Source organism: Streptomyces composti (assembly GCF_012034205.1).
GTDB lineage: Bacteria > Actinomycetota > Actinomycetes > Streptomycetales > Streptomycetaceae > Streptomyces > Streptomyces composti.
On record NZ_JAATEM010000008.1, the window covers coordinates 44514 to 66455 of the forward strand.

Consider the following 21942-nt stretch of genomic DNA (forward strand, 5'->3'; position numbering starts at 1 on the left):
GGGCTGCGACATGATCGAGGAGGACTTCCGATGCGTGTCATTGTCACCGGAAGTCGTGCGTGGCCGGACCCGGTGAGGGTCGCCCACGAGCTGAACAAGCTCTACCTACAGCACGGCCCGTTCGTGCTCGTGCACGGCGCCTGCGCCACCGGCGCGGACGCTGCCGCCCACCACTGGTACGAGACGGCCGGCGAAGACCTCGGCTGCATCGAGGTCCGCTATCCGGCCGACTGGGAGCAGTACGGCAAGAAGGCCGGGCCTATCCGCAACAAGGAGATGGTCAGCAAGGGTGCTGACCTTGTGCTGGCGTTCCCGCTGCCCGGCGGCAGCGGGACACAGATGACGATGGAACTGGCCCGCGAAGCGGGCATCCCGGTGCAGGAGTTCGTCCATGACCGACACACACACGGGCCTGCCGCATGACCTGCCGCTGGCCAAGGTCCGGATCTACAAGCAGGGCGTCTGGTGGTACTGGGAGCACCCCTGTGTCTGGCGTCCGGCGTCCACGCCGTACAACAGCTACCCCTGCGTCTCGCACGCCACGGCTCTGCAAGGGGCGTTGAGGCATCTGGAGCGGTGTGCATGACCGCGTCCAAGAAGAAGGGCACGGCCGCCGAGCGCGAGGTTGTGAACTTTCTGAAGATCTGGTGGCCCGCCGCTGAGCGGCGGGCCCTGTCCGGCAACAAGGACAAGGGCGACGTCGCCGGGATACCCGGCGTGGTCGTGGAGGTGAAGGCGGCCAGCCGCCTGGAGCTGGCCAAGTGGCAGCGCGAGACGTACGCGGAGTTGGCCAACGCCGGCGTGTCCGCCTGCGTGCTGGTGGTGAAGCGGGCGTACAAGGCCGTCGGCCAGTGGGACGCGTACGTTCCCGCGGATCAGATCCCTTCCGTGCTCCGCTGGGGCGGAGAGCAGGCCGTGACGAAGGACGGGTGTGTATGGGTGCGTATGGATCTTCTGCTCGCCGCCACGCTCTTGAAGGCCAACGGGTACTGATGCCGCTTGCGCCGATCCTCGCCCACTACGGCGTAGACCTCCATGAGGGGCGGTGGGGCAACGAGATGGTGTGCTGCCCCGTCCACGGCGAGCGCCGGGCCTCCATGTCCGTCTCCGTGCAGAAGGGCCTGTTCCACTGCTTCGCCTGCGGCGCCTCGGGCGACGCCGTAAAGCTCGTCAAGTTGATGGAGGGGTGCGACTTTGCAGACGCTCTCCGCCGAGCAGAGGAGATTCTTCGAGCAGGCGGCCACGACCTACCGAGCCGATCTCGCGGCCGATACCGCCGCCCAGGGCTATCTGACGAGCCGGGGGCTGGGCGGCGCACTCGATACGTTCCGCCTGGGCGTCGTGAGGCGCCCGCTGGTCGGCCATGAGCAGTACCAGGGACGCCTGGCGATCCCGTACCTGACCCCTGCGGGGGTCGTGAACATGCGTTTCCGCTGCCTCCAGCCGCACGACTGCAAGGCCGTGGACTGCCCCAAGTACCTGTCCGCCGACGGGGCGGGGACCAACCTCTACAACGTCCTGGATCTGAAGAAGGACTCGCCCTTCATCGTCGTGTGTGAGGGCGAGATCGACGCCATGTCCTTCTCTCTGGCCGGCATCCCGGCCGTGGGCGTGCCCGGCGTGGACGCCTGGCAGAAGCATTTCGCCCGCTGCCTGGAGGACTTCGAGGTCATCTACAGCGCCGGGGACGGCGACAAGGCGGGGTCCAAGTTCAACAGCCTTCTGTCCCGCGAGGTCAAGGCCCGTCCATTGCGCTTCCCGCGAGGCATGGACGCCAATGCTCTGTACGTAAAGGAGGGAGCCGGTGGGCTCCGACGACTCATCGAAGGATGACCGCTGCATCTGCGGGCACATCCGCTTCCGCCATGAGCGGGAGGGCTCGCAGGATACGCACTGCTCGCATCCGTCGTGCGCCTGCACGCAATACCACCAGGACGACCCCCGGACCAAGCCCTGCACGTGCGGGCCGGACGAAGCATGCGGTGACCCGCGCACCAAAGAGCCCCAGTGTCCCCCGGCTTGCTCCGAGGGGCACACGTACAGCGGTAGCTGCGTGCAGCGGGCCTACGGCCCGGGAGAGCCCCCGCTGACGCCGGAGGAGGAAGGGGAGGCACCGGAGGACAGCGCCCCGTCGGAACCGCCCCCGCCCCAGCCGCCGAGGCGGCCACCGTTCGCCGTGAACTACTCCGTGCAGGGCCACCTGTACCAGCTCGCCGTCCCCGGTGACGCCACGGTGACGGCCGTGGACGGGGCCCTGGTCATCCAGCACCACTGGGGCCCGGTCTCCGGGATCGTCAAGGTGCTGCCGATCATCAGTGAGGAGAGCCATGCCGCTGAGGCTGACCAGTAAGGGAGCCGTCCGCTTCAGTTGGGCGGACGAGACGATGGAGGCCATCTGGACCCTGCGGCCGGAGGACACGCAGGACGAGCTGATGTCCAAGATGAAGCAGATTGTGGCCTTCATCGAGAGCCAGGGCCCCAAGGCGCCCCTGCCGGAGCGCACGCCGGGCCTGGCCCTGGAGATGACCAAGATGGCCCACCCGGCGCCACCGGGCAACGGGTGGGCGGCCATGGTGCCGCCGGAGCTGCCCGAGGACCGCAAGGGCGAGTGGGAGCTGATGCCGTCGGAGGAACAGGACAATGGCTGACCGCGAGTTCTTCATCACCGATCCGGACAGGACGGCGAAGGAGTATCCCAACCTGGAGCAGGCCGACAGGGCGGCCCGTGCCCTGATCGAGGACGGAGAGAGCGAGGTCTTCGTCATCCGCTGCACGGCCACCAGGCTGCGCCGCTACCAGCGGCAGGTGTCCGTGGCCGTCGAGGACGTCACCCGCCCGGCGTAGCATGTGGAGGCCGTCCCGGCCTCCCGGCTTCATCACCCGGGCACCTCTCCTCGGGACAGCAAAGAGCCCACCCCTTCGGGGGTGGGCTCTTTTGTTTGCCCGCAGGGGACCTTGCGGGCAACTGCTGCCGTCTTCGACGATACCGGACGCCACTGACAGATGGGTCAGTCCGTGACTGATCCCTTCCCGACCGCCTTGCGTACGGCTTCCTCGATGCGCTTGGTCAGTACACCGTTGGTGTTCTCGTGGATCTCGTGCAGGACTTCGTCCTGCTTGCCCAGGCGGCCCTGGAGGATCACCACGGCCAGCACAGGGCCGATCAGGGTCACGTATTCGGCCGTCGGCTCGCCGCCGATGGCGAGGCCCACATAGCCGGCCACGCAGATGGCGAAGACGATCACCTGCATCAGTCGGTCGCTCATTCGTCCTCCCTCAAAGACGGGTGCTTCAGCCTGTCCAGGACCTCGGCCGTGGCCCTGTCCAGGACGCCTGTCACCGGGAGGCGGAAGAGCTTCTGCACGCCCCGCAGAGCCGCTTTCGTGGCGTCGTCCATCGCCCCGGTCACATCGAGGTTCAGAGCCCGCTGTGCGGTCCTCACGGCCTCTCTCTCGCCCTCGTTGGCGGGGGCGATGATCACCCGGTCAGGGGGCCAGTTCGTCATCACACCACCACGTCCGCGATCGTCCGAAGCTCCACCCACAACACCCCGCCGTACACGGACTGGTTCGCGCCCGGCTGAGCCGCCTGCTCGAACCGGTAGTCGTCGATGACCACCAGGTCCGATGTGCCGTTGCGCAAGTCCTGCCAGGCCACCGCGTCACCGCGGGCGAAGATCTGCTCAAAGGCCGCCAGGCGGTCAAAGGTGCGCCCCTCGTAGCCGACGCGCTGGCCGGACTGCGTGGTCTCGAAGTCCCAGCAGGCCAGGGGCACGGTGATGATGCGCTGGCGCACGGCGCCGGGCATGGCCTTGAGCTGCCAGGCGTTGACCTCACCACCCTTGGTGGTGTCGGTGCCCGAGCGCATGAGCGTCAGCTTGAGCTGCACCCACTCCGTGGCCGACGACGGGGCGGGCATGACCACGTTCTCGATCGTCGTGGAGCCGCCCTGCGACACGGTAAGGATCGAGGTCTCGCCACCGCCCGGATCGAGCACCGCCACGCCCACAGAGCCCCACAGGGGGCTGGGCGTGCGCACGGTGGCGAACTTGAAGATCTTCGGTTCGAGCGTGTTGAAGCGGACCCGGCCCGTGGTCAGGTAGCCGGAGGGCTCGAGCGTGGAGGCGGACTCGAGATAGGCGCCCTGGCCGGCCACGGCCAGGACCATGCGGTCACTGTTGCCGAAGTTGGTCACGCCGGTGACCTCGCCCGCGACATGCGCTTGCAGGTCCGTGGCGTAGGCGAAGCGCACCGAGGGGGAGATGTCCCCGCCCTGGAGAGGCTGGCCCAGGTCCACCCGGTACAGGCCCGAGCTGCCCTCGATGCCGTTCGTCGCGGCGACGAAGAAGAATCGATCGTAGGCCGCGATGGCCTTGACACCGCTGCTGTTCTCGATCAGCAGCGGCCCGTACTGGATGTCACCGTTGTCGTCTATCTGGCCCACGCGGAAGCCGCGGTTGGTGCCGATGCCGACGAACGCGCCCAGGTAGGTGGTCAGGGCGTGCACGATCTCCCCGCGGGGGAGCTGGGCGGCAAGGATGCCGCCGGAGGACAGCGTGGGTACCGAGCCGGAGGTGTCCAGGCCGAACTTCAGGATCTCGCCCTGGCTGCCGGCGTTCCCGGCCGCGTAGATGGCGTTGGTGCCCTCGGCAAAGCAGGTGAAGGTGAAGGCAGGGTTGAGGTGCGTGAACTTCGCCGTGGGCAGGGCGGGCGGAGTCCCGCCCACCAGCTCGTACACCTTGTTGTCGATGGCCGCCATCAGGCGGCCCTTCACCCACGCGATGACCACGTTCACCGAGCCGGTGTCCCACAGCTTCGCCCCGGCGCTGTTGCCCGCGCCGGAGTAGATCCCGACGTCATCGGCCGCGTAGTAGTTCGTGCCGTCGCTCGTCAGGGAGCGGATGGTGTTCGCTCCGCCCCACGTGATCGTCGTGGTGGTCGTGCCGTCATCGCTCTTCAGGGCGGTGCCTACGGCCGACCAGAAGCGGTCCGTGCCGTCGTTCCAGCCCACCACGTGGTGGGGGTTGGCGGTGCCGTCGGCCACGCGCAGCGCCGTGGTGCGCAGCAGCGTCAGGCGGCCGTTCACCCACGGGTTGACGCCCACCGACTCGTGGAAACGGATGGCGTACTGGTTGTCGTTGGACGGGTCCTGGTACAGGACGCCGGCGCCGCCGATGAACGACGACTGAGAGCGCAGCCACCAGGACGCAAGAGACTGCTCACCAGGGATGGTCTGCTGGTCCACCTGCTCCTTGCGCACCGGCGCGCCGGAGCGGGTCATGCGGCGTTCGTCGTTGATGGCCGACAGCCAGGGCATGCCGCCCAGCGCGAAGTGGTACTGCACCCCGTCCAGGCCGAAGGTCGTGGCCGCGGCCGTCGTCCGCCCGGAGAGGGCGAACGGTATACGGCTGACGATGCCGGCCATCTACTCCTCCCGGTACCAGCCCTGAATGGTGATCAGGGTGCCCACTTGCAGGTCGGAGCCGTCCATGCTGCCGCCGTCGTACAGGCGGATGCGGTCGAAGACGTTGCCGGAGCCGCCCAGGAACGTCATCAGGGTGGCCGCGCCGACGGCCGGCGTCGGCCCCTCGATGTTCACCGGCATCACCTGGCGGATGCTGCGGTCGATGTTGCTCGGGGCGGAGATGGTGAGCGTGTCAGTGCCGGAGCCCGCTCCGGAGACCGAGATGTAGATGGTCAGGAAGACGAGCTTGCCGATCTTCCAGTAGTAGCCGGCCCTGTTGCTGTAGGTGGCGCCGCCGGCGTTGCCGACGGTGGGGGTGTAGGTGGTCCAGGTGGGCCCGCCCACCACGGTCAGGCCGCCGTTGACGTAGAAGTCGTCATCGGTGCGCAGCACGTTGGCGCCGGCCCTGTACAGGTTGGTGTCCACCGTTCCGGCGCCGGAGCCCCACCAGTGGCGGCCGTCGGCCTGGATGAACATGCGGGCGGCGGAGTCGCCGGCCTGCCGGGTCTCCCACTGCGAGTCAGTGGCCACGGTGCGGGTGCCGCGGAACAGGTTCTGGTGCACGATTTCGCCGGTCACCGTCATGGACGTGGTGGTGCCGGAGAACGTGGTGTTCGCCGAGAAGGTGGGGTTGCCGGAGAACGTGGGGTTCCCGGAGAAGGTGGGCGAGCCCGTGAAGGTGCCCGTCAGAGCGCCGCCCCCGGACAGGGACACCGCGCCGGAGAACGTGGGCGTGCCGGAGAGGGTGCCGCTGAGGGCGGCACCGTTGATCACCGGGGCGGTGAGCGTCTTGTTCGTCAGTGTCTGCGTGGACGTGGCGCCCACCAGGGCGCCGGTGACGCCGTGCACGTCCGTCGTGGCGGCCTCATGGGTGCGGAAGTCCGTCAGGTCCACGGCGTTGACCACATGCCGCACCACGGCCCCGAGACTGTGGCTCTGGGCGGAGGTGCCGCCGAAACCGCGTTCGATGGTCAGCGAGGTCCCGGCCACGCCGGTGACCTTCACCAGCTCCTCCGTGGCCGCCCCGTAGTCCACGGCCAGGACGTACGGCGTGGAGCCGGGGAAACCGGTGGTGGCGTCCACGGTCATGGTCGTGGCCGCGCCGGAGATGCTGCCGGTCAGCGTCGTCTGGATCGCCGTGTTCGAGTAGTTGTAGGCGTTGGCCATCACGACCCCTGGAAGTAGGCGTAGTTGGGGATCTCCGCGCGCTGGATCGCCTTCTCCTGCTCCAGGCGCTCCGCGTACAGCGAGGCGAAGAGCTGCGCTGTCTTCGTGGCGCTGGTGGGCGGCACGAGCGGGGCCCGCTCGGTGGTCTCCACGGACTGGAGCTGGAGCCGTGCGGCCTCAAGGGCCGGGACCAGGCGCTTGCACGCGCCGTAGACCACCAGGTCCGTGCACCGCTCGGGATAGCCGGTCAGGGTGAAGTCGTCCGTGCCCGCGGACAGTGTGGAGGGCTGCTTGACGTACACCACCTTGATCGGCTGGCCCGGGGTGACGAAGTCGAAGATCTGAATGGACTTGCCCGACGGGAACACGGAGGTGCGCGCCTCGGGGTTGTAGCGCCAGTTCGGCATGGGCGTGGCGGCCTGGGACGGGCCGATGGTCTGGCCGACCAGGTACCAGACGTCGTCCACGTCCGCGGGCAGCTCGTATTCGACCACCGGGGCCAATTTGGTGATCTCCGTGGAGTCGAAGACGACCAGATCCGGGTACAGGCCCCGGATCGTGTCATTGATCGCCTTCTTGATCCTCGCCCTGGGGAAGGCGGGGTTGGAGGTCACTATGGCGTGCTGGTCGTGCGCGGCCGGTGTGGTGCCCTCGTAGCCGCGCCCGTTGCCCAGGCCCATCACGGAGACCACGCCCGACTGGGCGTCGTACGCCTTGACCAGGATCAGTTCGTCGTCGATCTCCACCAGGCCGCGGGAGAGGTTCTGCACCGTGCCGGGATCGCACGTGAAAGTGGTGTCCGTGTCCGACATGGCCACGGCCAGCTCACTGACCGACTCCTGGTTCATGGAGTAGCCCAGAAGCTGCTGGCGCACCTCGTTGACGAGCTGATCGAAGGTGGTCATCTCACATCGCCTCTACTCCGGCGGGCAGGGGAGCAGCCGCCGAGAAGTCGCGGCCGTAGGCCGCGCCGGCGGCGTCCGAGGCCCGCAGGGCGGCCTCGATCTGGTGGGCCTTGGTGCCGTCGGGCTGAATGCCCTGCGCCCGCGCAGAGCGGTACATGGCCAGCTCCTGGTCCCACTTCTTCTGTTCGGTGGCGTCGCCTCCGCCGATGCCGCAGTACGCCACACGCAGATTCGCCGCACGGGCGCACTCGCCCCACGTGCGGTGGTCCTGGGTCGGGCAGCCGGTGCGGCACATCAGTGGCGTCCCGGCTCCTGCATGCCCTCGGCACGCACGGCGCAGCCCTGCGTGGTGGCCTCCAGGATCATCCGCTCGTCCTGGTTGGTCACGGTGCTGGTGCCGCCGTCGCCCTTGGGGCAGACCTTCTCGTATTCCTGGCTGTAGCCGTATCCGGCCATGACCGCTCCTTACGCGGGTTCCAGCAGCAGCCAGCCGACGGTGGACGTGTCGGTGCCGGAGCTGGAGGTGATGGTGAAGCCGGCGCCGGCGGTGCGTGCCGACACCCGCAGGAATCCGGGCGTGCCGCCCGGGGTCTGGCATGTGAGGAAGATCCTCGTATTCGCCGTCACGGAGGTGTTGTTCACGGTGACCGTTCCGGCCGTGAGTGTGGCCACGCCCATGCGGGGTGCCGTGCCGCCCTCGGAGATGGCGATACCGGCATTGCCGGTGCCCAGGCGCAGGGCGTTGGGCTGGTTGCCGAAGATGGAGAACTGGCCACCGGACTGGCCCGAGCCCATGGCGAAGAAGCCGGGCGTTTCGATGGCGCCCGCGCCGCTGCGGTACATCTCGGCATCGGTGGCGCCGGTGCCCGAGCCGAACTTCAGGTGGCCGTTGGCGGCCACTTCGACCAGGGCGCCCGTGCCGCCGTTGCGCAGGTGCAGCAGCGGGCCCGTGGTGCCGCCCGAGGTGGAGGTGAGGAAGATTCCCTGGGCGGCCGTGCCGGTGCCTGCCAGGTCGATGGACAGGGCGGACGCGTTGGCGTCCGTCCCGGTGCCGGTGTGCGTGACCTTGATGGTGCCGCGGCCGGTCTCCTGGCCGCTCACGCCCAGCGCACTGTGGGCGGTGTTGTTGCTCGCCACGTTCAGGGCGGAGCTGGCGGAGCCCGTGCCCTGGTGGTTGATCGAGACCGCATGCGAGGTGCCGGTGTACTCCGCGTAGATCGCCGCCTGATTGAACGTCGCGGAATTCACCCGGCTCACGATCAGGTGGCCGCTCGGGGCCGCCTGTTCGGAGTAGACGACGATGCCCGCGCCGGTGCTGGACGTGTTGGTGACGTTCAGAGCGCCGCCGACAGAGCTGGACGCCGCCGCATTCGCGGTCGGTGTGATGCGTAGCTGTGCCGTGGAGGCGCGGCGCAGCGAGGTGTCCGCGCTCGCCGAACCGCTGGAGAAGAACAGATCGCCGTCCGCCTGGACCTGGAGGCGGTCCACGCTGTCCCCGGACACCCGCGTGGCCAGCGCCGTGTCATTGGCGCTGGCGCGGGTGCTGGTGAGGCCCGCGAACGTGGCCACGGCCCCGCTGACCGTGAGGGCGTCGTCCGCCGTGAGCGTCCCGGTGACGGCCAGGGGGCCCTGGACGGCCAGGGCATCACTCAAGGTGCCGCCCGTGAGCGGCAGCTTGGCGTCCACGGCCGCCTGAAGCTCGTCCAGGGCGGCGTTGAGGACTTCTCCCCACCCCTCGGACCCGAGTTCCGGCTTCGTGACCATCACACGCCTCCGTACGGCCCGTCGCCGTAGCCGCCGGCCCCGTAGGTGCCGGCAGGCAAGGAGAAGTTGGCTGAGGTGACGCCCACACCGGCGTTGATCAGCGCCGTCTTCGTGGCGTCGTCCACCTCGTACTCATGGCCACCCATGTAGAAGGTGACCGCAGCGGCGATCTCGTCCTGGGTGGGGAACCGCAGGGCGCGATACGTGCCCTGCGGCAGCTCCTGGATCGAGATGCCGCGGGCCAACTTGACGCGCAGGAAAAGCGGGTCGTCCCAGGACGCCGGCCCCTCATCGACTGTGGGGGGCCGGAACGTCCAGGTAGCCATGGTCAGTCCGTCGTGATCTGAATGAGCGCGACATGACTCCACGGGAACGCGTACTTCGTCGAGGAGACCTCCGCCTCGATGTACGCATCCGTGAGGTTCGTGACCGTAGCCGTGCCGGTGGTGCTGTAGTTCCCAGGCGAGTTCTCGTAGGTCACAGAGACCTGGGAACCTTCGCGAAGGTGCTGAGCCATCACACAGTCCCTTACGCGAAGTTGATGGAAGAGGTCGTCTCGGCGCGGATCAGCGCCTCGTTCCTGTAAATCTTCCAGCCGGCCACTCCGTACCAGCCCAGAGGCCGGAACCGCGCAAGCTTGTCCACGATGGGACCGGCCACGATGTGGAACTCGTCCGCCACGGCCTCCGCCAGGGCCTGCTGGCCCGCGTAGTACGTACGGAAACGACGCACCGTGTTGTCACCGGTACCGGCGTCCACGGCGTTGAAGCAACGCGGGGACTCGATGTAGAAGGCGCCCTCGTACGCGCCGATCTCACCGGCCCAGATGTTCCCGGCCGCGCTGTAGTTGTGCGGGTCACGCCAGGCCGCCTGACCGGTCTCCGCCCGCAGGTCGTGGGAGACCTCCGGGTGGATGGCGCACCAGTACAGCGAGCCCTTACGCGGCACGGCCTTGTTCGCGCGGAGCTTCGCCGTCGCCAGGCGGGCAATCGCGCTGTTGAAGGTGTCCGTGGTCACCATGGTCGTGGCCGCCGGGGTGGACACGGTGCCGTTGGTGACGTACGAGACGGTGCCCGCCTTGCGCTGAATCACGTTCGTGCCCGAGCGCAGCTCGGTCTGCACGATCGTGTCCACCGAGTCGGCCATGTTGTAGGCGACGATGTTCGCGATCGCCGGGTCAACGTCCGTCAGCGAGTACAGGAACAGCTTCCGGGTGCGCAGCACCGGGTTGCCGTACTCGTTGAGCGTGATGGTGACCGTGGTGGGGTTGCCCAGGGCCACGGAGTCCGGGTCAGTGGTCTCCGTCAGGGCGGAGGTGGCCACCGCCAGGTCCTGGAAGCGCTCCAGGACGATGGAGCCGCCGGGGCCGGTCTGATTCACGGGGCGCTTGTCGGCGACAGCCCGGAACATGGGCTGCGATCGAAGCGCGAATTCGAAAGTCTTGTCGTACGCGGTCTGTACCGCGTTGGACATCGCTGAAGTGTCGGTGTACGCGTTAGCCATGGCCTCTCACCCCCCAGTGGGGTGCCGTAGGGACAGGGAGAGGTCAGGAGGCGGCGCCAGTGCCCCAGTCGTAGGGGTTGCCGTGAGCCTGCATCAGCTTGGCGAAGTCTTCGTAGCTGGGTGCGGCCTTCAGGGCCTGCGCCAGCTCGTTGTCCGTGCCCTGCGGAGGGGCCACGCCCTGCGTGCCCTGCTCCTGCATGCGCTGCATCTGCTCCTGACCGTCAGCCGGAACGGTGGACGGGGGCGGGCCCTGCGGGGCCGGCTCGCCCGGCTGCTCGCCCCCCTCGGGGGTGAGCTTGGCCAGGGCGGCGCCATTCGCCGTCAGCCACTCGTCCAGCTTGTCGGGCTCGCCCTGGAACAGGCTCGCGGCCTGCGGTGCGTAGCCCTTCGCCCTGAGCGCTTCAGCCACGGCCTGCTGCTTCTTCTCGGCCTTCAGCCGCTCGTTCTCCGCCTGAATGGCCTTCAGCTGTTCAGAGACCTTGTCCATGTACTCGCGGAACCACTTGGGGCCCTGCTGCACGGACTGCTGCTCTCCAGCTCCCGACAGGTCGTCGGGGTCGAAGTCGCCGAAGCTGTATTCGCTCATGCGCGTACTCCCATTCATCCCTTGCGCGGCCTGCTCACCCCCCGGGGAAGGGGTTCGCGCTCCACGGCTACCGGGCTTGCTCGGGACGGGGCCGGCCGATCCGTCAGTGCACGACTGTAAACCGAACATGTTCACATCTGCGAGTCGGTGGCGCCCAGGGTGCCCCGCTGCTACAACACGGCCATGAGAAACGTGCTCTTCCTGGTCGGGCTGCTCCTCTTCGCCCTCGCCTGCGTGGCCGCACGCAGCGCCTACATGCACGGCTGGGACGTCTTTGAACTGCTGATCTCGGGCGGCCTCCTGGCCGGCTCTGTGGCCGTTCTGCGCAAGGCGGGAACGCTCATGGACAGCACAAAGCCCCCGCGCTGAGCGACGGGGGCTGAGGCAGTCTGCGCGCTGGGCGACGCATTACGTCTGAGAATACCCCGCGTTGAGGCCCTGCACGGTGGCCCCACGGCCACCGGCGAACAGTGCGCGTTCCTGGGACTTCAGGCGCTTGCCCTTCTCGGCCGCGGACTCGCCGCCCACCGACGCGGCAGCACCCGGCGTGAAGATCTCCTGTTCGGCCTCGCGCTGGGACCAGGTGGACCCGTACCGGCCGGCGATGCCCAGCATGGCTTCGAAGCCCTCGGAGATCCGGGCGTACGCCTCCTCGGCCTCCTCCGGCGTGATCCCGAGCGTGGCGTAGCCCTCCAGGTCCAGCACGTTCGCCGCGAAGCCCCGGCGGATGGCGGCTGCGCCGATGGCGCCCGCGGCGGCCTGCTTCTTCAGGATCGGCTCCGCCTTCTTCCGGTCCAGGAAGTACGCGGCAAGGTCGGCCTCACCAATGCCGTACATCTGCCACAGGGCCCGCTTGTACTCGGGGTTGGCCTGGCTGGTGGCGGCCACCGCCATGTCCACCCGCGACTTGATCTCGGTCGGCGAGACGTCGTCGGCAATCCACCGGGTGAAATCGGCGGGATTGTCGTAGAAGCCCTTGGGCAGCCCGGCCGCAGACAGGATCTGCCGGTACGCCTGCTCCGTGGCCAGGTAGTCCGCCGGGCTCAGCACCGGCAGACCGGCCTTCGCCCTTGCCTCGTTCGCGGCGAAACGAGCCTTGTACTCCTTGGTGTCCTGAAGATGGATGGCGATGGTGTCGGCGCCGAAGCCGAGCTTGACATAGTCGAAGATCTTCTTCGCCAGGCCCTCCAGGCCGTAGCTCTTGAACAGGGACGTCAGCGCCATGTACGCATCGCGCTGCTCACCCCACAACAGCTTGTCGTACTGGCCCTTGGCCTCGTAGATGTCCTGCTGATAGGTCGTCTGCTTCGCCTGGGACTTCTTCTGCTGCGACGCCTGCGACTTGGCCCGTGCCTGGTAGGTCTTCAGCTCGGCCGTGAGCTTGGCCTTGCGCGACTTCGACAGCCCCTTGATCTTGAGCTGCCCCTGAAGCGACTTGATCTTGGTGTTGGTGGCCTTGAGCTGGGCGGCCACCTTCGCTTCGTTGGCCTTCTCCTTCTTCATGGCGGCCTCGGCCTTGGCCAGGGCCGCCGCGTCCACCTGGTCCGGGACGGGAATGTCGATCTCGCCCCGGAACTCTTCGGGGACGTTCTGCTCAACCGGCGTACTCATCAGTAGCTCACCCCGAAGTCCTGCAAGATCTTGTGCGCCACGGTGAACATGGACTCACGGGCGTTGTTCGTCTTCCGCCACCGCGGATCGTTCTTGACGGCCTTCTCGAACTCCCACAGGGGGAAGTTCGCCCCGCCGTGACCGCCGGACATCGCGTTGTAGACCAGCTTCTCGTTCAGGTCCACATCACTCTCCGGCAGCTCCAGAAGCTGCGCCACCGACTTGATGTACGGGGCCGCAAGATCGAGAACATTCTGCCCGGCGCGGATCTGCTCCGCGTACGGCGCGTAGCGGGCCGCGGCCTGCCGGCGGATCGTCTCCTCCACGTTCTGCATCGTCGTCTTGCCCGAGACGACGTCCTTGGCCCGCTTCGCGTACCAAGAGGTGGAGTACTTCATGCCGTTGAGGTAGGCGATCTCGTGCATTTCGTCGAACGCTTCGCCGGCCTCACCCCACATGCCGCCGGAGTGGACGGACACCTTCGTGCCCATCCAGTCCTTGATCCGCGCGTCGGTCCAGCCGAGCGCCGTCTTCTTGTAGACGGCATCCTTGAGCAGCTTGGACGCCTTGCCGCCCTTGATCTGATTGCCCAGGCCGACAGCCACCGCGAGCTGGTTGACCGCGTACGTGGCCGCGGACTGCTGTTGCTTCCACGTGGCCGGGTCGGTGTACTTCGTGGTGAGGTACTTCCGCAGCGTGCTGCTCTGGTTCTTCCACCACTTGGAATTCTTCAGCGCCGCCTGGAAACGGGCGGCGCTCCAGCTCCCGGCCACGGCCTTGTTGAACAGGCTGCGCAGCTCCTTCGAGCTATTGATCAGCGAAGCGGACAGCCCGTACTGCTCCATCAGCTCCTCTCGGCTCAGTGCCACCTTGACCGGCCCTCCGCTCGTATAGCCGCCCCCGCCGCTTGCGCCCACTCCGATCTTCTGGCCCCGGTAGCTGCCCATCCGGCTGACCACCGAATTGACGTACTGGTACACGGGCGGGTTGCCGTACGTCTTGTTCGGGTTGGGCTGGCCCGAATACCACATGGCAGCGGCGCCACGGGCGCCGTACTTGCGGTAGTAGCCGCCCAGCACACCCCGCACCACCGCGTCCTGGGCGGCCGGGTTGTTCAGGAACTGCTGCGGGGTCAGCCGCTTGCCGTAGTACTTCGCCGTCCACGGGCCCACGTTCGGCGCAAGCACCTGGTAGCGGCCGTACGCGCGCCCGTACGGCGTGGGCGGGCCGACGGCCCGGTAGTTGCCGCCGGACTCCTGCATGGTGATGGACCACAGGAACGCCTCGAAGCCCGCGTCAGCCATCTCAGAACCCCAAGCCCATGTCAGCCAGCACCTGGCGGCCGATGTTCATGGTCTTCTCAGCCACGCCGGGCGTCTTGCGCCACCGCGGGTCGTTGCGCACGAGCATGGTGAACTCGTGCAGGGACATCGGCTCCGGCTCGCCCTTCTCGTTCGCCCGGTTGAGCGCGGCCTTGATCTTCGGGGTGAAGACGTTGACATCCGTCTCGGGCAGACCCAGTTCCTCGGCCAGAATCTGGACGTAGGGCTGCGCCAGATCCTGGATCGACGCCCCGGCCTTGATCTGCTCCGCGAACGCCGGATACAGGCCGATGGACTGCTCACGGATGGACGCCTGGATCTTCTCCATGGTCGTCAGGCCGCGGACCAGGTACTGGGCGTTGTTGAGCACGGACTGTTCCGTGACGGAGACGCCGTACTTGTACGCCTCCTCCTTGATCGCCTTCGCTGCGGCGCCGGCCATGCCGCCAAGGGTCTGCTCCGAGGTGAACTTCACGTACTGACCCAGGAAGTTCTGCACCTGGGCGTCGTTCCAGCCGAAATGCACCATGTTCTTGGCCAGCTTCTCGACGTTCTTGTCCGAGAGGATCGCGCCGGCCTTCACCGCGAGCTGCTTGGCCGCCACCCGGGCGGCCTCCATCTGCGCCTTGTAGGTGGCGGGGTCCGTCTTCTGGAGCACCTGCGCCTGACGGGCCGTCTCGCTGTTCTTCTTCCACCACTTGCTGTTCTTGATCTCGGCCTGGAACTTCTCCGGCGACCACTGCTTCTCAACGGCTTGGTTGAGCATCTTCCACAGCTCGGGCTGCGACTTGAAGAACGAGTACGACATGCCGTACGTCTCGGCCAGCTCGTGCGCATCGAGCCGGGGGGCCACCTCTTCGGCGAAGCCTCCGCCGGAGGACGGCGAGGCGGACACGCCGGAGACCCGGCGCCCGCCCATCCACCGGTCCATGTAGTAGCCGTCAGCCAGCGAACTGATCTTCACCGGCTGCCCGGTGCGGGCGGAGTGGATGAACTTGCCGCCACCGATGTAGACACCCACATGGTCCGGACCCTTACGGGACCGGTCGGTGTCGAAGAACACCAGGTCACCCGGCCGAAGCTTGTTCACCGGCACCGACGCACCCACATTGATCATGTTGTAGGTGGTGCGCGGCAGTGTGATGCCGTGCTTGCCGAACGCCCAATACACCAGCCCCGAGCAGTCGAAGCCCGTGTTCGGGCTGGAGCCGCCCCAGGCGTACTGAACGCCCAGCGCCGAGCGCAGCGTCTCGACGATGTCCTCACCGCGCGCCATGGCCTACTCCGGTGCTCCGAACACCAGGGACTCCAGCGCGTTCTGGTAGGTGGTCACCGCCTGGAAGACCCCGTATTCCTTCTTCTTCTTGATCTGCTGCTCGCCGATGTACGCCCTCGCCTCAGCCGTGAGACCGCCGGACTGCTGCGTGGAGGAGCTGACGGGCTGGCCGGTCTCCAGGTCGTACTGGGTCGTCGTGGTGGACACCACCGGGTTGGCCTGCTCCGCCTGGTGCAGGGCGGAGGCGAACGCGCCCAGCTCCCCGGCGCCGGGGTCGCGGCCCATCATGTCCTGGAACAGGCGGGTGGCCACCGCGCGGGCGGTGTCCGGGTCGGTCAGATCCACCCGCGTGTCCACCTGCTGCGCCTTGCCGCCGCCCAGGTAGGTTCCGGGGCCGACGTAGCGGCGCTCACCGGTGACGGTGTTGATCTCGAACACGCCGGCCTGCTTCCACGCGTTGGCGCCGCCGTGCGCCTTCACGTAGGAGGCCATCAGGTCGATCGGGGAGACCTTCTTCCCGGCCTTGCCGTACTGACCGGCCTCCTTCACGAGCTTCTTCCACAGGGCCGCCCCCTCCATGGGGCCGTCCCCGAGCTTGAGCAGCCCGCTCAGGATGCCCTGGTCCACGAAAGCCTTCTGCTGCCTGCTGGACCACTTGTAGTACTCCTGCTCGGCCTCCCCGGTGGACATCCATATGTCCTTCGTGCCGTACATCTTCCGGCCGCGGGGCAGGGCCTGCCCGCTCGACTTGTCGATGCCACCCTTGGTGTACCGGGTGGAGCCCATGTAGACCTTGCCGCCCGCATCGGCGGCAGCACCGGACCCGATGGCCTGCTTCAGGGCCTTCAGGAACGGATCGTCATTGGCGCTGCTCGATACGAGTGCCATTACTCCTCCAGCTCCAGGTCCACGTTCATGTCCCGGCTCAGGTACCGGTGGTACAGGTCCCCGAACGAGGTGTCGGACTCCACCAGCGCGTCCACGATCCGCCGCCACGCCAGGCGCAGGTCCGCATTCGACTTGGCGCCCAACCAGGCGGAGCCGCCGGCCTTGTCCCTCTCGCCGAGCACCGTCACGATCGCCCGGCGGTAGCCCAGGTACTCCTTCAGACGTCGCAGGTCCGACCGGCTCTTGAGCTTGGCCAGGTCGCTGTTGGCCACGGTCGTCAGGCCCAGGATCAGCCGGTCATGCCGCTTGGGGTCGATCGTGTAGTAGTCCTTCGACCAGTGCTCGTTGTAGAACCGGTTCTTGTTTCCGTCGGGCAGGAGCGGGTCCCCGAGCAACTTGGCGATGTTCGACCGCATCGCCTTGAACTCCTCCGCCCCCTCGTCCTCGAAGGAGTCGAAGCCCGCCTTGTGGAGCATGGCGGTCACCAGGTTGTTGTACTTGGTGAACTTCGCCCAGCCCAGCCGGCGCTGGTTCTCCGCCATGGCCTCGTCCGCGCTCATGCGCGTGCGCTGCATCTCCGCCCCGCCGGGGATGAGCGGGACGGAGAGCTGGTAGGCGTACGCCTCGGGCGAGAACGGCCCGTTGCCCTCGGGGCCGATGATCAGTGCGGCCAGCTCCGGGGCCTTCGCGATGACGTCGGCGTACTTCTGCGACAGCTCCACCGCCTTCTGAGTGGCGGGGATGCCGCCCTCGTTCTCCGTGGTCGCCTGGGCGAACACGAAGTAGCTCTCGCCGAACCGCTCGAGGAACTCTTCATCCGCCGTGAGCGGGTCCTTGCGCCGCAGAGCGTTGTACTGGTCCCGGAAGAACTGGTACTTGTCGGGCTTCTGCGTGGCGAAGGGCTGCGTCCACGCCGACACCGCGGAGAACAGCCAGTAGTCACGGGTCATGTCGGCGATCTCCTTCGCCGACGGCATGGGCTTGCGCATGTTGGCGTGCTCGTAGGCCGCCCGCTGCATGATGTGCAGCTTGATCCGCTGATACCGCTCATCGCTGGTGTCGAACGCGGTCAGGAAGTTCCGCGCGTACAGCGGCAGGCTCTGCTGCACCAGCGTGTCCCCGATGCCGCCCGGGGTGGGCCCGTAGGGCAGGACGCCCATGTGCCGCAGCAGCTCGGCCTGCTTCGGCTTGTCCTTCACCAGCAGCGAGGCGGGGATGCTCACCACCGGGCCGGTACCCGGGTTGAACCACGGGTCGCCCTGCGTGATCAGGTGCATGGAGTCCTGCGAGATCCGCCAGTTGCCGGAGGAGTCCATGCCCCACGCCTTGCCGATCGGCCCGTCCGCGATGAACTTGGGCACCCGCGCCATGATGTACCGCTCGGTCTTCGGCACGAGCCTGGGGACCAGCTTCTTCTGCTTCTCGTCCCACACCATGGCCGTGCCGTCCCGGCCGATCCGGTTGCCGTCGGCGTCCTGCATCCACCCCACGGAGATGGGGGCGTTGAAGAACATGCTGGCGTAGCCAACCGTCTGCGGCCGGTCGGCGATGATGCGCGCCCAGCGCTGCCACGCCTCCGTGGTGGCCGCGAAGAACGGGCTCATGAAGCGCAGCGCGTGCGCGGCATCCGAGCGGTGGGCGATGTCGAAGACGAGCTTGCGGGTGTCCTTCAGCGCCAGGCGCCGGGCCGTCTCCGCGATCCGGTCGGCGTCCTTCTGCGTGACCTTCACACCCTGCTTCAGCTCCTGCGACACCAGCGCGCGGGCGTGCCCCTCGTAGAGCTGGTTGAACAGCGGATGACGCGACATGCGGTCGGCCGGGATGGAGGCCGCCCACTTGTACCACCAGTCGATCACCCGGTCCGTGGCACGGGAGACGTGGTTGGACCCGGCCAGGGCCTCCCCGAGCTGGTGCGAGTGCACGTACTGCGGGCGCTGGCCCGTCTTGGCCAGCTCCGTCAGGTAATCGACGTCGGCCTCACCCTTCAGGGCGGCCTCGCGCACCCCGGACATCGCGGGCATGTACTCGTCCACCTCATGCCACACCGCAGCCGCGATGCGCTCCGGGGTGTCGTACTTGATGCCCAGCCGCTGACGGTAGCGGCGCCCCGCCGCCGTCTTCGTCAGCCAGTCGGTCATTTCCTCGATGGACTTGCCCTGCACCGCCATACGGGCGAACTCGTCCTGCATGATCTGGTGGTTGATGGCCTTGTGCCACGCCTGCACGAACAGGTTCTCCGTGCCTGGATACGAGATCGGCGCGGCAGCCTTGGTGCTGGCGGCCCGCTGAAGGTTGGAGTGGATGAGCTGCTTGTTCCGCTGGAGCAGGGTCCGCAGCGAGTCGTCCGAGCTGATCAGCTTCATGTAGTACTCGCCCTTTTCACCCGCGAGGGCGGGGGGCAGCTCGATGCCGCCGACCGACACCGGCCGGTCGAGCTGCGACGCCTGACGGAAGCTCCTCTCGCGCAGCGTCTTGGCCGCCTCGGCTGCAACCACCTGCGTCTCCCGCCCGGCCAGCAGCTCGTCCATCTGCTCTTCCAGGGCGGTCAGCCGCTCCCGGCGAGCCGGCGAGTGCGTGGCAAGGCGCCGCTCCGCCGTGGCCACCTCGCGGTCCAGCTTGGCCACGAGCTGCTGCATGGCCTTGTACTTCGCCGGGTCCGCAGCCTCGTCCATCGCCTCCAGGCGGGTGCGGGCCTTCGTCGCGCGGGCGCGGGCCTTGCCCAGGTCGGTGCGGTACACCGCGTCCGCCCGCTCGAAGCTCGTACGGATACGGTCCAGCTCGGGCTGAAGTGCCTTGATCTCCTCGTCCGCGAACTTGATGCCCTCGCGGGCCACGGCCTCCTGGCCCTCGTAGAAGGACGGCTTCTTCCAGTGGTAGAGGTTCGTGGCCAGGTTCTTGACGCCGTACCCGGCGCGCACGGCCATGGCCGCGGCCCCGAGACGGGCCGTCTGTCCCAGCAGGTCGTCCGACAGGACGCGGGGGATGTAGCCCAGGCGGAACAGGGTCGCGAACTTCCACAGATGCGACACGTAGTCCAGGCCGTCCACGATCCAGTCGGGATTGCCGATGCGGGCCGTGCGCAGCGCCTTCAGCGCGCTGGAGTGCCGGGCCAGCGTCTTGTCCAGCATCCCCAGGTCGATCAGGATGTGGTCGTTGGCCAGCTTCGTGACCATGTTGGGGTGGATCTTCAGGCGGCCGTCCTTGCCCGCGAAGATGTCCACCGACTGCTTCTCGTCACCGAAGTTGGCGCCCGAGTAGCGGCGCAGCTCCTCCTGGCCGTGGGTGATCTGGCTCCTGTACTGCCGGTACAGGGCCATGCCTTCATCATGGGAGAAGCCGTGCTTCTCGGCGACCTTGGTCACGCCCAGGCCCTGGATCTCGTCCAGCAGCTCCAGGCGCTCGCCCTCCGTGCTCGTCTTGAGGTACCGGTTCAGCAGGTCCGCGCGGATGTCCGGGCCGATGCCCGGGATGCGGGCGATGTGCCCGCGCAGCTCGTCAATGGCCTCCGGGTGCAGATCGTCAATGGCGATCATGCCGTTGGGGTGGGACTCGGCGAAGGAACGGATGAACGTGGCGGAGCTGCCGAACATGTCGTTGGCGTAGATGCGTGCCTTGGCGACCTTCCCGACCTGGCGGGATGTCGTGCCCAGCGCCGGCCCCGTGCGGAACAGCTTCTGGTTCGCCGTGCGCGCGTAGGCGCGGGAGGCGGAGAACCGGGTGAGGTTCAGCGCGTCCAGCTCGCCGTAGTGCTTCAGTGCCTCCTCATAGCGGGCCACCAGATCGTCATCCTTGGCGATCTTGGCCCGCAGGTCTTCTACGTGGTCGCGGATCATCCGCTCGGCGCCGGGGCTGATCCGGCCCGACAGGCTGGGCAGCGTCTCCAGCTCCAGTTTGCTGATCCGCTCGTCCACCGCGCTCATGCGCAGCTCGGCCGCCGCGTTCTCGGCCTGGAGGCGGGCTCGGGCCTCGGCGTCGCCCAGCGTGGTGCGCAGGAAGAGATTCACCTCTTCCGGGCTCTTGAGCTTGCTGATGATGCTGCCCGCCCGCGGCCCCAGCGCGGACTTCTTGAACATGCTCAAGTTGTTGATGAGCTGCGGGTTGTCCTTGTTCTCCCAGATGAAGTCCTGGACCTTGGCCATGCGGGAGCTGGCCATCATCTTCTCGATGTCGTCGGCCGACCAGCCCTCGCGCGGGCGCGGGGTGACCATGTACTTGCGGCGGGCGGCACCGATCGCCTTACCGCCCAGGACCGCAGGATCCAGCCACCAGCGGGCCGCGAAGTCGGACGCGCCGGAGGAGAAGGAGAACAGCTCGTTGTCCCGGCGCAACTGCTCCACGGCGCGGTTGCCGACGACCGGCATACCGACCTTCTTCAGCAGCTCCTGCTGCTCGTCCTCCGAAAGATCCTTCCACCCGGGCGGCAAGTACGCCTCCGCCGGTGTGGCGTACAGGGGGCGGCCGGCCATCAGCTCCTCGGCCGACGCCGGCCCCATCTCCGCGCCGGTGATCTGCTCCGCCTGCGAGTACGCGCGGGCGGTGAACGCCTGCCCGGGGGAGATGTGCTCGGCCGCCCGCCAGGCCCTCGCCCACTCCGACGCCGACAGAAGCCGACCGAAGTCGCGTTCCTGGGCGGAGGAGCCCATCAGGATGGACGTGGACAGCGGCTGGCTGATCGCGTTGTCGTACAGCCACGTCAGCCCGTGCATGGCGCGCTCGATCGGCTTGGAGCCGGGGCGCAGGATGTACCCCTCGATCGCCCGGCCGGTCCACGACTTGCCCTCTTCCTCGTCATCGTCCATGACGGCGTCCAGGCCCGCCCCCAGATAGGTGCCGACGATCGGCACCATGGGCAGCCCGTCCCGGACGTTCTTGAGGAGGTCGCCGAAGTCCATCAGACCTCCGGCTCAGTGAAAGACAGCTCCGAGGGGTAGACGTCGATGGGCGTGGCCGACGCCTGCATGCCGTAGGCCAGCCCGTATCCGATGTAGTTGGCGTTCGGGCCGTTGAGCGCGAAGTCCACGGCCAGGGCCGGGGCGTCCTCGAAGAAGTTCAGGTAGTTCCCCAGCGTCGTCCACCAGTTCATGCCATCCCCTTGAGCTGCCGCACGAAGTTGCGGGCCGCCTTGCTGGAACCCGGCTGGTTCGCCATGTGCTCGAACACCGGCAGCCACGCCACCAGCCGCCGCAGATCCTCGTCCGGCTGGTTCGGCAGCCCCAGCACCTCCAGCCCCGGCCCGTCACCGGACGGGGCACCGGCCGTGACCGGCTCGTCCGGCATCTGCGACGGCATGTCGAACCCGATCAGGTCCGCCGTCAGGTCGGCAGGCTCCGGAGCCCCGACGTCACCGCCCGGGGACTCCGACAGGGGGGCAGACTGCTGCAAGTTCTCCAGCTCCTGCCGCTCCCCGTACTTGCCCCCGGAGGGGACACGGACGGGCTGCGAAGGCCCGCCATCGGT

The 21942-nt window shown here is 67.8% G+C and carries 27 protein-coding genes and 1 pseudogene; 9 read left to right on the forward strand and 19 right to left on the reverse strand.

Annotation, left to right across the window (positions count from 1 at the left end; translation table 11 throughout):
* The first annotated feature begins 30 nt into the window (after positions 1-30).
* The 8 genes and pseudogenes from HCJ93_RS08270 to HCJ93_RS08305 all read left to right on the forward strand — a co-directional run bounded on the left by HCJ93_RS08270 (position 31) and on the right by HCJ93_RS08305 (position 2844).
* A complete protein-coding gene (locus HCJ93_RS08270) occupies positions 31-423 on the forward strand; it encodes an SLOG family protein (protein WP_167992544.1) in 393 nt (130 codons plus the stop codon).
* Positions 392-586 carry a hypothetical protein gene (locus tag HCJ93_RS08275; protein WP_167992545.1) on the forward strand — a complete coding sequence of 65 codons (195 nt, stop codon included), beginning with the start codon at positions 392-394 and terminating at the stop codon, positions 584-586. Before HCJ93_RS08270 ends, HCJ93_RS08275 begins: the two co-directional genes overlap by 32 nt.
* A complete protein-coding gene (locus tag HCJ93_RS08280; protein WP_167992547.1) occupies positions 583-993 on the forward strand; it encodes a hypothetical protein in 411 nt (136 codons plus the stop codon). Before HCJ93_RS08275 ends, HCJ93_RS08280 begins: the two co-directional genes overlap by 4 nt.
* Positions 994-1097: 104 nt before the next feature.
* Positions 1098-1160: pseudogene (locus tag HCJ93_RS30110) on the forward strand (CHC2 zinc finger domain-containing protein); the annotation flags it as partial.
* A gap of 34 nt (positions 1161-1194) precedes the next feature.
* Positions 1195-1833: a toprim domain-containing protein gene (locus HCJ93_RS08290; protein WP_240967503.1), complete on the forward strand. Its 639-nt coding sequence runs from the start codon at positions 1195-1197 to the stop codon at positions 1831-1833.
* A 343-nt stretch (positions 1834-2176) separates the two neighbouring features.
* A complete protein-coding gene (locus HCJ93_RS08295; protein ID WP_167992551.1) occupies positions 2177-2350 on the forward strand; it encodes a hypothetical protein in 174 nt (57 codons plus the stop codon).
* The gene (locus HCJ93_RS08300; protein WP_167992552.1) at positions 2328-2648 is read left to right on the forward strand and encodes a hypothetical protein; all 321 of its coding nucleotides are present in this window, start codon (positions 2328-2330) and stop codon (positions 2646-2648) included. The genes HCJ93_RS08295 and HCJ93_RS08300 overlap by 23 nt, the downstream gene beginning before the upstream one ends.
* On the forward strand, positions 2641-2844 hold the full coding sequence (locus HCJ93_RS08305) for a hypothetical protein (protein ID WP_167992553.1): 204 nt from the start codon (positions 2641-2643) through the stop codon (positions 2842-2844). Before HCJ93_RS08300 ends, HCJ93_RS08305 begins: the two co-directional genes overlap by 8 nt.
* A 164-nt stretch (positions 2845-3008) precedes the next feature.
* On the opposite strand, the gene HCJ93_RS08310 is transcribed toward HCJ93_RS08305, so the two are convergent.
* From HCJ93_RS08310 to HCJ93_RS08365, 12 genes are read right to left on the reverse strand one after another with little or no spacing between them, the layout of a single operon-like run.
* Positions 3009-3266, reverse strand: coding sequence for a hypothetical protein (locus HCJ93_RS08310; protein WP_167992554.1), 258 nt, complete (start codon positions 3264-3266; stop codon positions 3009-3011).
* On the reverse strand, positions 3263-3505 hold the full coding sequence (locus HCJ93_RS08315) for a peptidoglycan-binding domain-containing protein (RefSeq protein ID WP_167992555.1): 243 nt from the start codon (positions 3503-3505) through the stop codon (positions 3263-3265). The genes HCJ93_RS08310 and HCJ93_RS08315 overlap by 4 nt, the downstream gene beginning before the upstream one ends.
* Entirely contained in the window at positions 3505-5424 is a 1920-nt protein-coding gene (locus tag HCJ93_RS08320; RefSeq protein WP_167992556.1) for a hypothetical protein, read from the reverse strand. Before HCJ93_RS08320 ends, HCJ93_RS08315 begins: the two co-directional genes overlap by 1 nt.
* Positions 5425-6630: a hypothetical protein gene (locus HCJ93_RS08325; RefSeq protein WP_167992557.1), complete on the reverse strand. Its 1206-nt coding sequence runs from the start codon at positions 6628-6630 to the stop codon at positions 5425-5427.
* The gene (locus HCJ93_RS08330; RefSeq protein WP_167992558.1) at positions 6630-7535 is read right to left on the reverse strand and encodes a phage adaptor protein; all 906 of its coding nucleotides are present in this window, start codon (positions 7533-7535) and stop codon (positions 6630-6632) included. Before HCJ93_RS08330 ends, HCJ93_RS08325 begins: the two co-directional genes overlap by 1 nt.
* 1 nt (position 7536) lies before the next feature.
* Entirely contained in the window at positions 7537-7830 is a 294-nt protein-coding gene (locus HCJ93_RS08335; protein WP_167992560.1) for a hypothetical protein, read from the reverse strand.
* Positions 7830-7991: a hypothetical protein gene (locus HCJ93_RS08340; protein ID WP_167992561.1), complete on the reverse strand. Its 162-nt coding sequence runs from the start codon at positions 7989-7991 to the stop codon at positions 7830-7832. The genes HCJ93_RS08335 and HCJ93_RS08340 overlap by 1 nt, the downstream gene beginning before the upstream one ends.
* A 9-nt stretch (positions 7992-8000) precedes the next feature.
* Entirely contained in the window at positions 8001-9299 is a 1299-nt protein-coding gene (locus HCJ93_RS29345; protein WP_240967504.1) for a hypothetical protein, read from the reverse strand.
* The gene (locus HCJ93_RS08350) at positions 9299-9625 is read right to left on the reverse strand and encodes a hypothetical protein (RefSeq protein WP_167992563.1); all 327 of its coding nucleotides are present in this window, start codon (positions 9623-9625) and stop codon (positions 9299-9301) included. Before HCJ93_RS08350 ends, HCJ93_RS29345 begins: the two co-directional genes overlap by 1 nt.
* A 2-nt stretch (positions 9626-9627) precedes the next feature.
* Positions 9628-9780 (reverse strand): hypothetical protein, encoded by a 153-nt coding sequence (locus HCJ93_RS08355; protein WP_167992564.1) that lies wholly within the window; start codon positions 9778-9780, stop codon positions 9628-9630.
* A gap of 47 nt (positions 9781-9827) precedes the next feature.
* Positions 9828-10802, reverse strand: a complete 975-nt coding sequence (locus HCJ93_RS08360; protein ID WP_277350689.1) for a N4-gp56 family major capsid protein — start codon at positions 10800-10802, stop codon at positions 9828-9830.
* Positions 10803-10845: 43 nt separating this feature from the next.
* The gene (locus tag HCJ93_RS08365; protein ID WP_167992573.1) at positions 10846-11388 is read right to left on the reverse strand and encodes a hypothetical protein; all 543 of its coding nucleotides are present in this window, start codon (positions 11386-11388) and stop codon (positions 10846-10848) included.
* Positions 11389-11571: 183 nt separating this feature from the next.
* Between HCJ93_RS08365 and HCJ93_RS08370 the strand changes: the two genes are divergently transcribed.
* Positions 11572-11757 (forward strand): hypothetical protein, encoded by a 186-nt coding sequence (locus HCJ93_RS08370; RefSeq protein WP_167992575.1) that lies wholly within the window; start codon positions 11572-11574, stop codon positions 11755-11757.
* A 39-nt stretch (positions 11758-11796) separates the two neighbouring features.
* On the opposite strand, the gene HCJ93_RS08375 is transcribed toward HCJ93_RS08370, so the two are convergent.
* The 7 genes from HCJ93_RS08375 to HCJ93_RS08405 are packed head-to-tail and all read right to left on the reverse strand — an operon-like array spanning position 11797 to position 21867.
* Positions 11797-12999, reverse strand: coding sequence for a hypothetical protein (locus tag HCJ93_RS08375; RefSeq protein WP_167992576.1), 1203 nt, complete (start codon positions 12997-12999; stop codon positions 11797-11799).
* A complete protein-coding gene (locus HCJ93_RS08380) occupies positions 12999-14303 on the reverse strand; it encodes a hypothetical protein (protein WP_167992578.1) in 1305 nt (434 codons plus the stop codon). Before HCJ93_RS08380 ends, HCJ93_RS08375 begins: the two co-directional genes overlap by 1 nt.
* 1 nt (position 14304) lies before the next feature.
* Entirely contained in the window at positions 14305-15597 is a 1293-nt protein-coding gene (locus HCJ93_RS08385) for a C40 family peptidase (RefSeq protein WP_167992579.1), read from the reverse strand.
* Between the two features lie 3 nt (positions 15598-15600).
* Complete coding sequence (locus tag HCJ93_RS08390; RefSeq protein WP_167992581.1) at positions 15601-16485, reverse strand: hypothetical protein; 885 nt, start codon at positions 16483-16485, stop codon at positions 15601-15603.
* Positions 16485-21377 carry a hypothetical protein gene (locus HCJ93_RS08395; RefSeq protein WP_167992583.1) on the reverse strand — a complete coding sequence of 1631 codons (4893 nt, stop codon included), beginning with the start codon at positions 21375-21377 and terminating at the stop codon, positions 16485-16487. The genes HCJ93_RS08390 and HCJ93_RS08395 overlap by 1 nt, the downstream gene beginning before the upstream one ends.
* A complete protein-coding gene (locus HCJ93_RS08400; protein ID WP_167992585.1) occupies positions 21377-21568 on the reverse strand; it encodes a hypothetical protein in 192 nt (63 codons plus the stop codon). The genes HCJ93_RS08395 and HCJ93_RS08400 overlap by 1 nt, the downstream gene beginning before the upstream one ends.
* Positions 21565-21867, reverse strand: coding sequence for a hypothetical protein (locus HCJ93_RS08405; RefSeq protein WP_167992586.1), 303 nt, complete (start codon positions 21865-21867; stop codon positions 21565-21567). Before HCJ93_RS08405 ends, HCJ93_RS08400 begins: the two co-directional genes overlap by 4 nt.
* Between the last annotated feature and the right edge of the window lie 75 nt (positions 21868-21942).

Bases quoted from the DNA above. Each gene is read 5' to 3' on its own strand.
- HCJ93_RS08270 (WP_167992544.1), top strand. From the start codon at position 31: ATGCGTGTCATTGTCACCGGAAGTCGTGCGTGGCCGGACCCGGTGAGG.
- HCJ93_RS08275 (WP_167992545.1), top strand. From the start codon at position 392: ATGACCGACACACACACGGGCCTGCCGCATGACCTGCCGCTGGCCAAG.
- HCJ93_RS08280 (WP_167992547.1), top strand. From the start codon at position 583: ATGACCGCGTCCAAGAAGAAGGGCACGGCCGCCGAGCGCGAGGTTGTG.
- HCJ93_RS08300 (WP_167992552.1), top strand. From the start codon at position 2,328: ATGCCGCTGAGGCTGACCAGTAAGGGAGCCGTCCGCTTCAGTTGGGCG.
- HCJ93_RS08305 (WP_167992553.1), top strand. From the start codon at position 2,641: ATGGCTGACCGCGAGTTCTTCATCACCGATCCGGACAGGACGGCGAAG.
- HCJ93_RS08310 (WP_167992554.1), bottom strand. From the start codon at position 3,266: ATGAGCGACCGACTGATGCAGGTGATCGTCTTCGCCATCTGCGTGGCC.
- HCJ93_RS08315 (WP_167992555.1), bottom strand. From the start codon at position 3,505: ATGACGAACTGGCCCCCTGACCGGGTGATCATCGCCCCCGCCAACGAG.
- HCJ93_RS08320 (WP_167992556.1), bottom strand. From the start codon at position 5,424: ATGGCCGGCATCGTCAGCCGTATACCGTTCGCCCTCTCCGGGCGGACG.
- HCJ93_RS08325 (WP_167992557.1), bottom strand. From the start codon at position 6,630: ATGGCCAACGCCTACAACTACTCGAACACGGCGATCCAGACGACGCTG.
- HCJ93_RS08330 (WP_167992558.1), bottom strand. From the start codon at position 7,535: ATGACCACCTTCGATCAGCTCGTCAACGAGGTGCGCCAGCAGCTTCTG.
- HCJ93_RS08335 (WP_167992560.1), bottom strand. From the start codon at position 7,830: ATGTGCCGCACCGGCTGCCCGACCCAGGACCACCGCACGTGGGGCGAG.
- HCJ93_RS08340 (WP_167992561.1), bottom strand. From the start codon at position 7,991: ATGGCCGGATACGGCTACAGCCAGGAATACGAGAAGGTCTGCCCCAAG.
- HCJ93_RS29345 (WP_240967504.1), bottom strand. From the start codon at position 9,299: ATGGTCACGAAGCCGGAACTCGGGTCCGAGGGGTGGGGAGAAGTCCTC.
- HCJ93_RS08350 (WP_167992563.1), bottom strand. From the start codon at position 9,625: ATGGCTACCTGGACGTTCCGGCCCCCCACAGTCGATGAGGGGCCGGCG.
- HCJ93_RS08360 (WP_277350689.1), bottom strand. From the start codon at position 10,802: ATGGCTAACGCGTACACCGACACTTCAGCGATGTCCAACGCGGTACAG.
- HCJ93_RS08365 (WP_167992573.1), bottom strand. From the start codon at position 11,388: ATGAGCGAATACAGCTTCGGCGACTTCGACCCCGACGACCTGTCGGGA.
- HCJ93_RS08370 (WP_167992575.1), top strand. From the start codon at position 11,572: ATGAGAAACGTGCTCTTCCTGGTCGGGCTGCTCCTCTTCGCCCTCGCC.
- HCJ93_RS08375 (WP_167992576.1), bottom strand. From the start codon at position 12,999: ATGAGTACGCCGGTTGAGCAGAACGTCCCCGAAGAGTTCCGGGGCGAG.
- HCJ93_RS08380 (WP_167992578.1), bottom strand. From the start codon at position 14,303: ATGGCTGACGCGGGCTTCGAGGCGTTCCTGTGGTCCATCACCATGCAG.
- HCJ93_RS08385 (WP_167992579.1), bottom strand. From the start codon at position 15,597: ATGGCGCGCGGTGAGGACATCGTCGAGACGCTGCGCTCGGCGCTGGGC.
- HCJ93_RS08390 (WP_167992581.1), bottom strand. From the start codon at position 16,485: ATGGCACTCGTATCGAGCAGCGCCAATGACGATCCGTTCCTGAAGGCC.
- HCJ93_RS08395 (WP_167992583.1), bottom strand. From the start codon at position 21,377: ATGGACTTCGGCGACCTCCTCAAGAACGTCCGGGACGGGCTGCCCATG.
- HCJ93_RS08400 (WP_167992585.1), bottom strand. From the start codon at position 21,568: ATGAACTGGTGGACGACGCTGGGGAACTACCTGAACTTCTTCGAGGAC.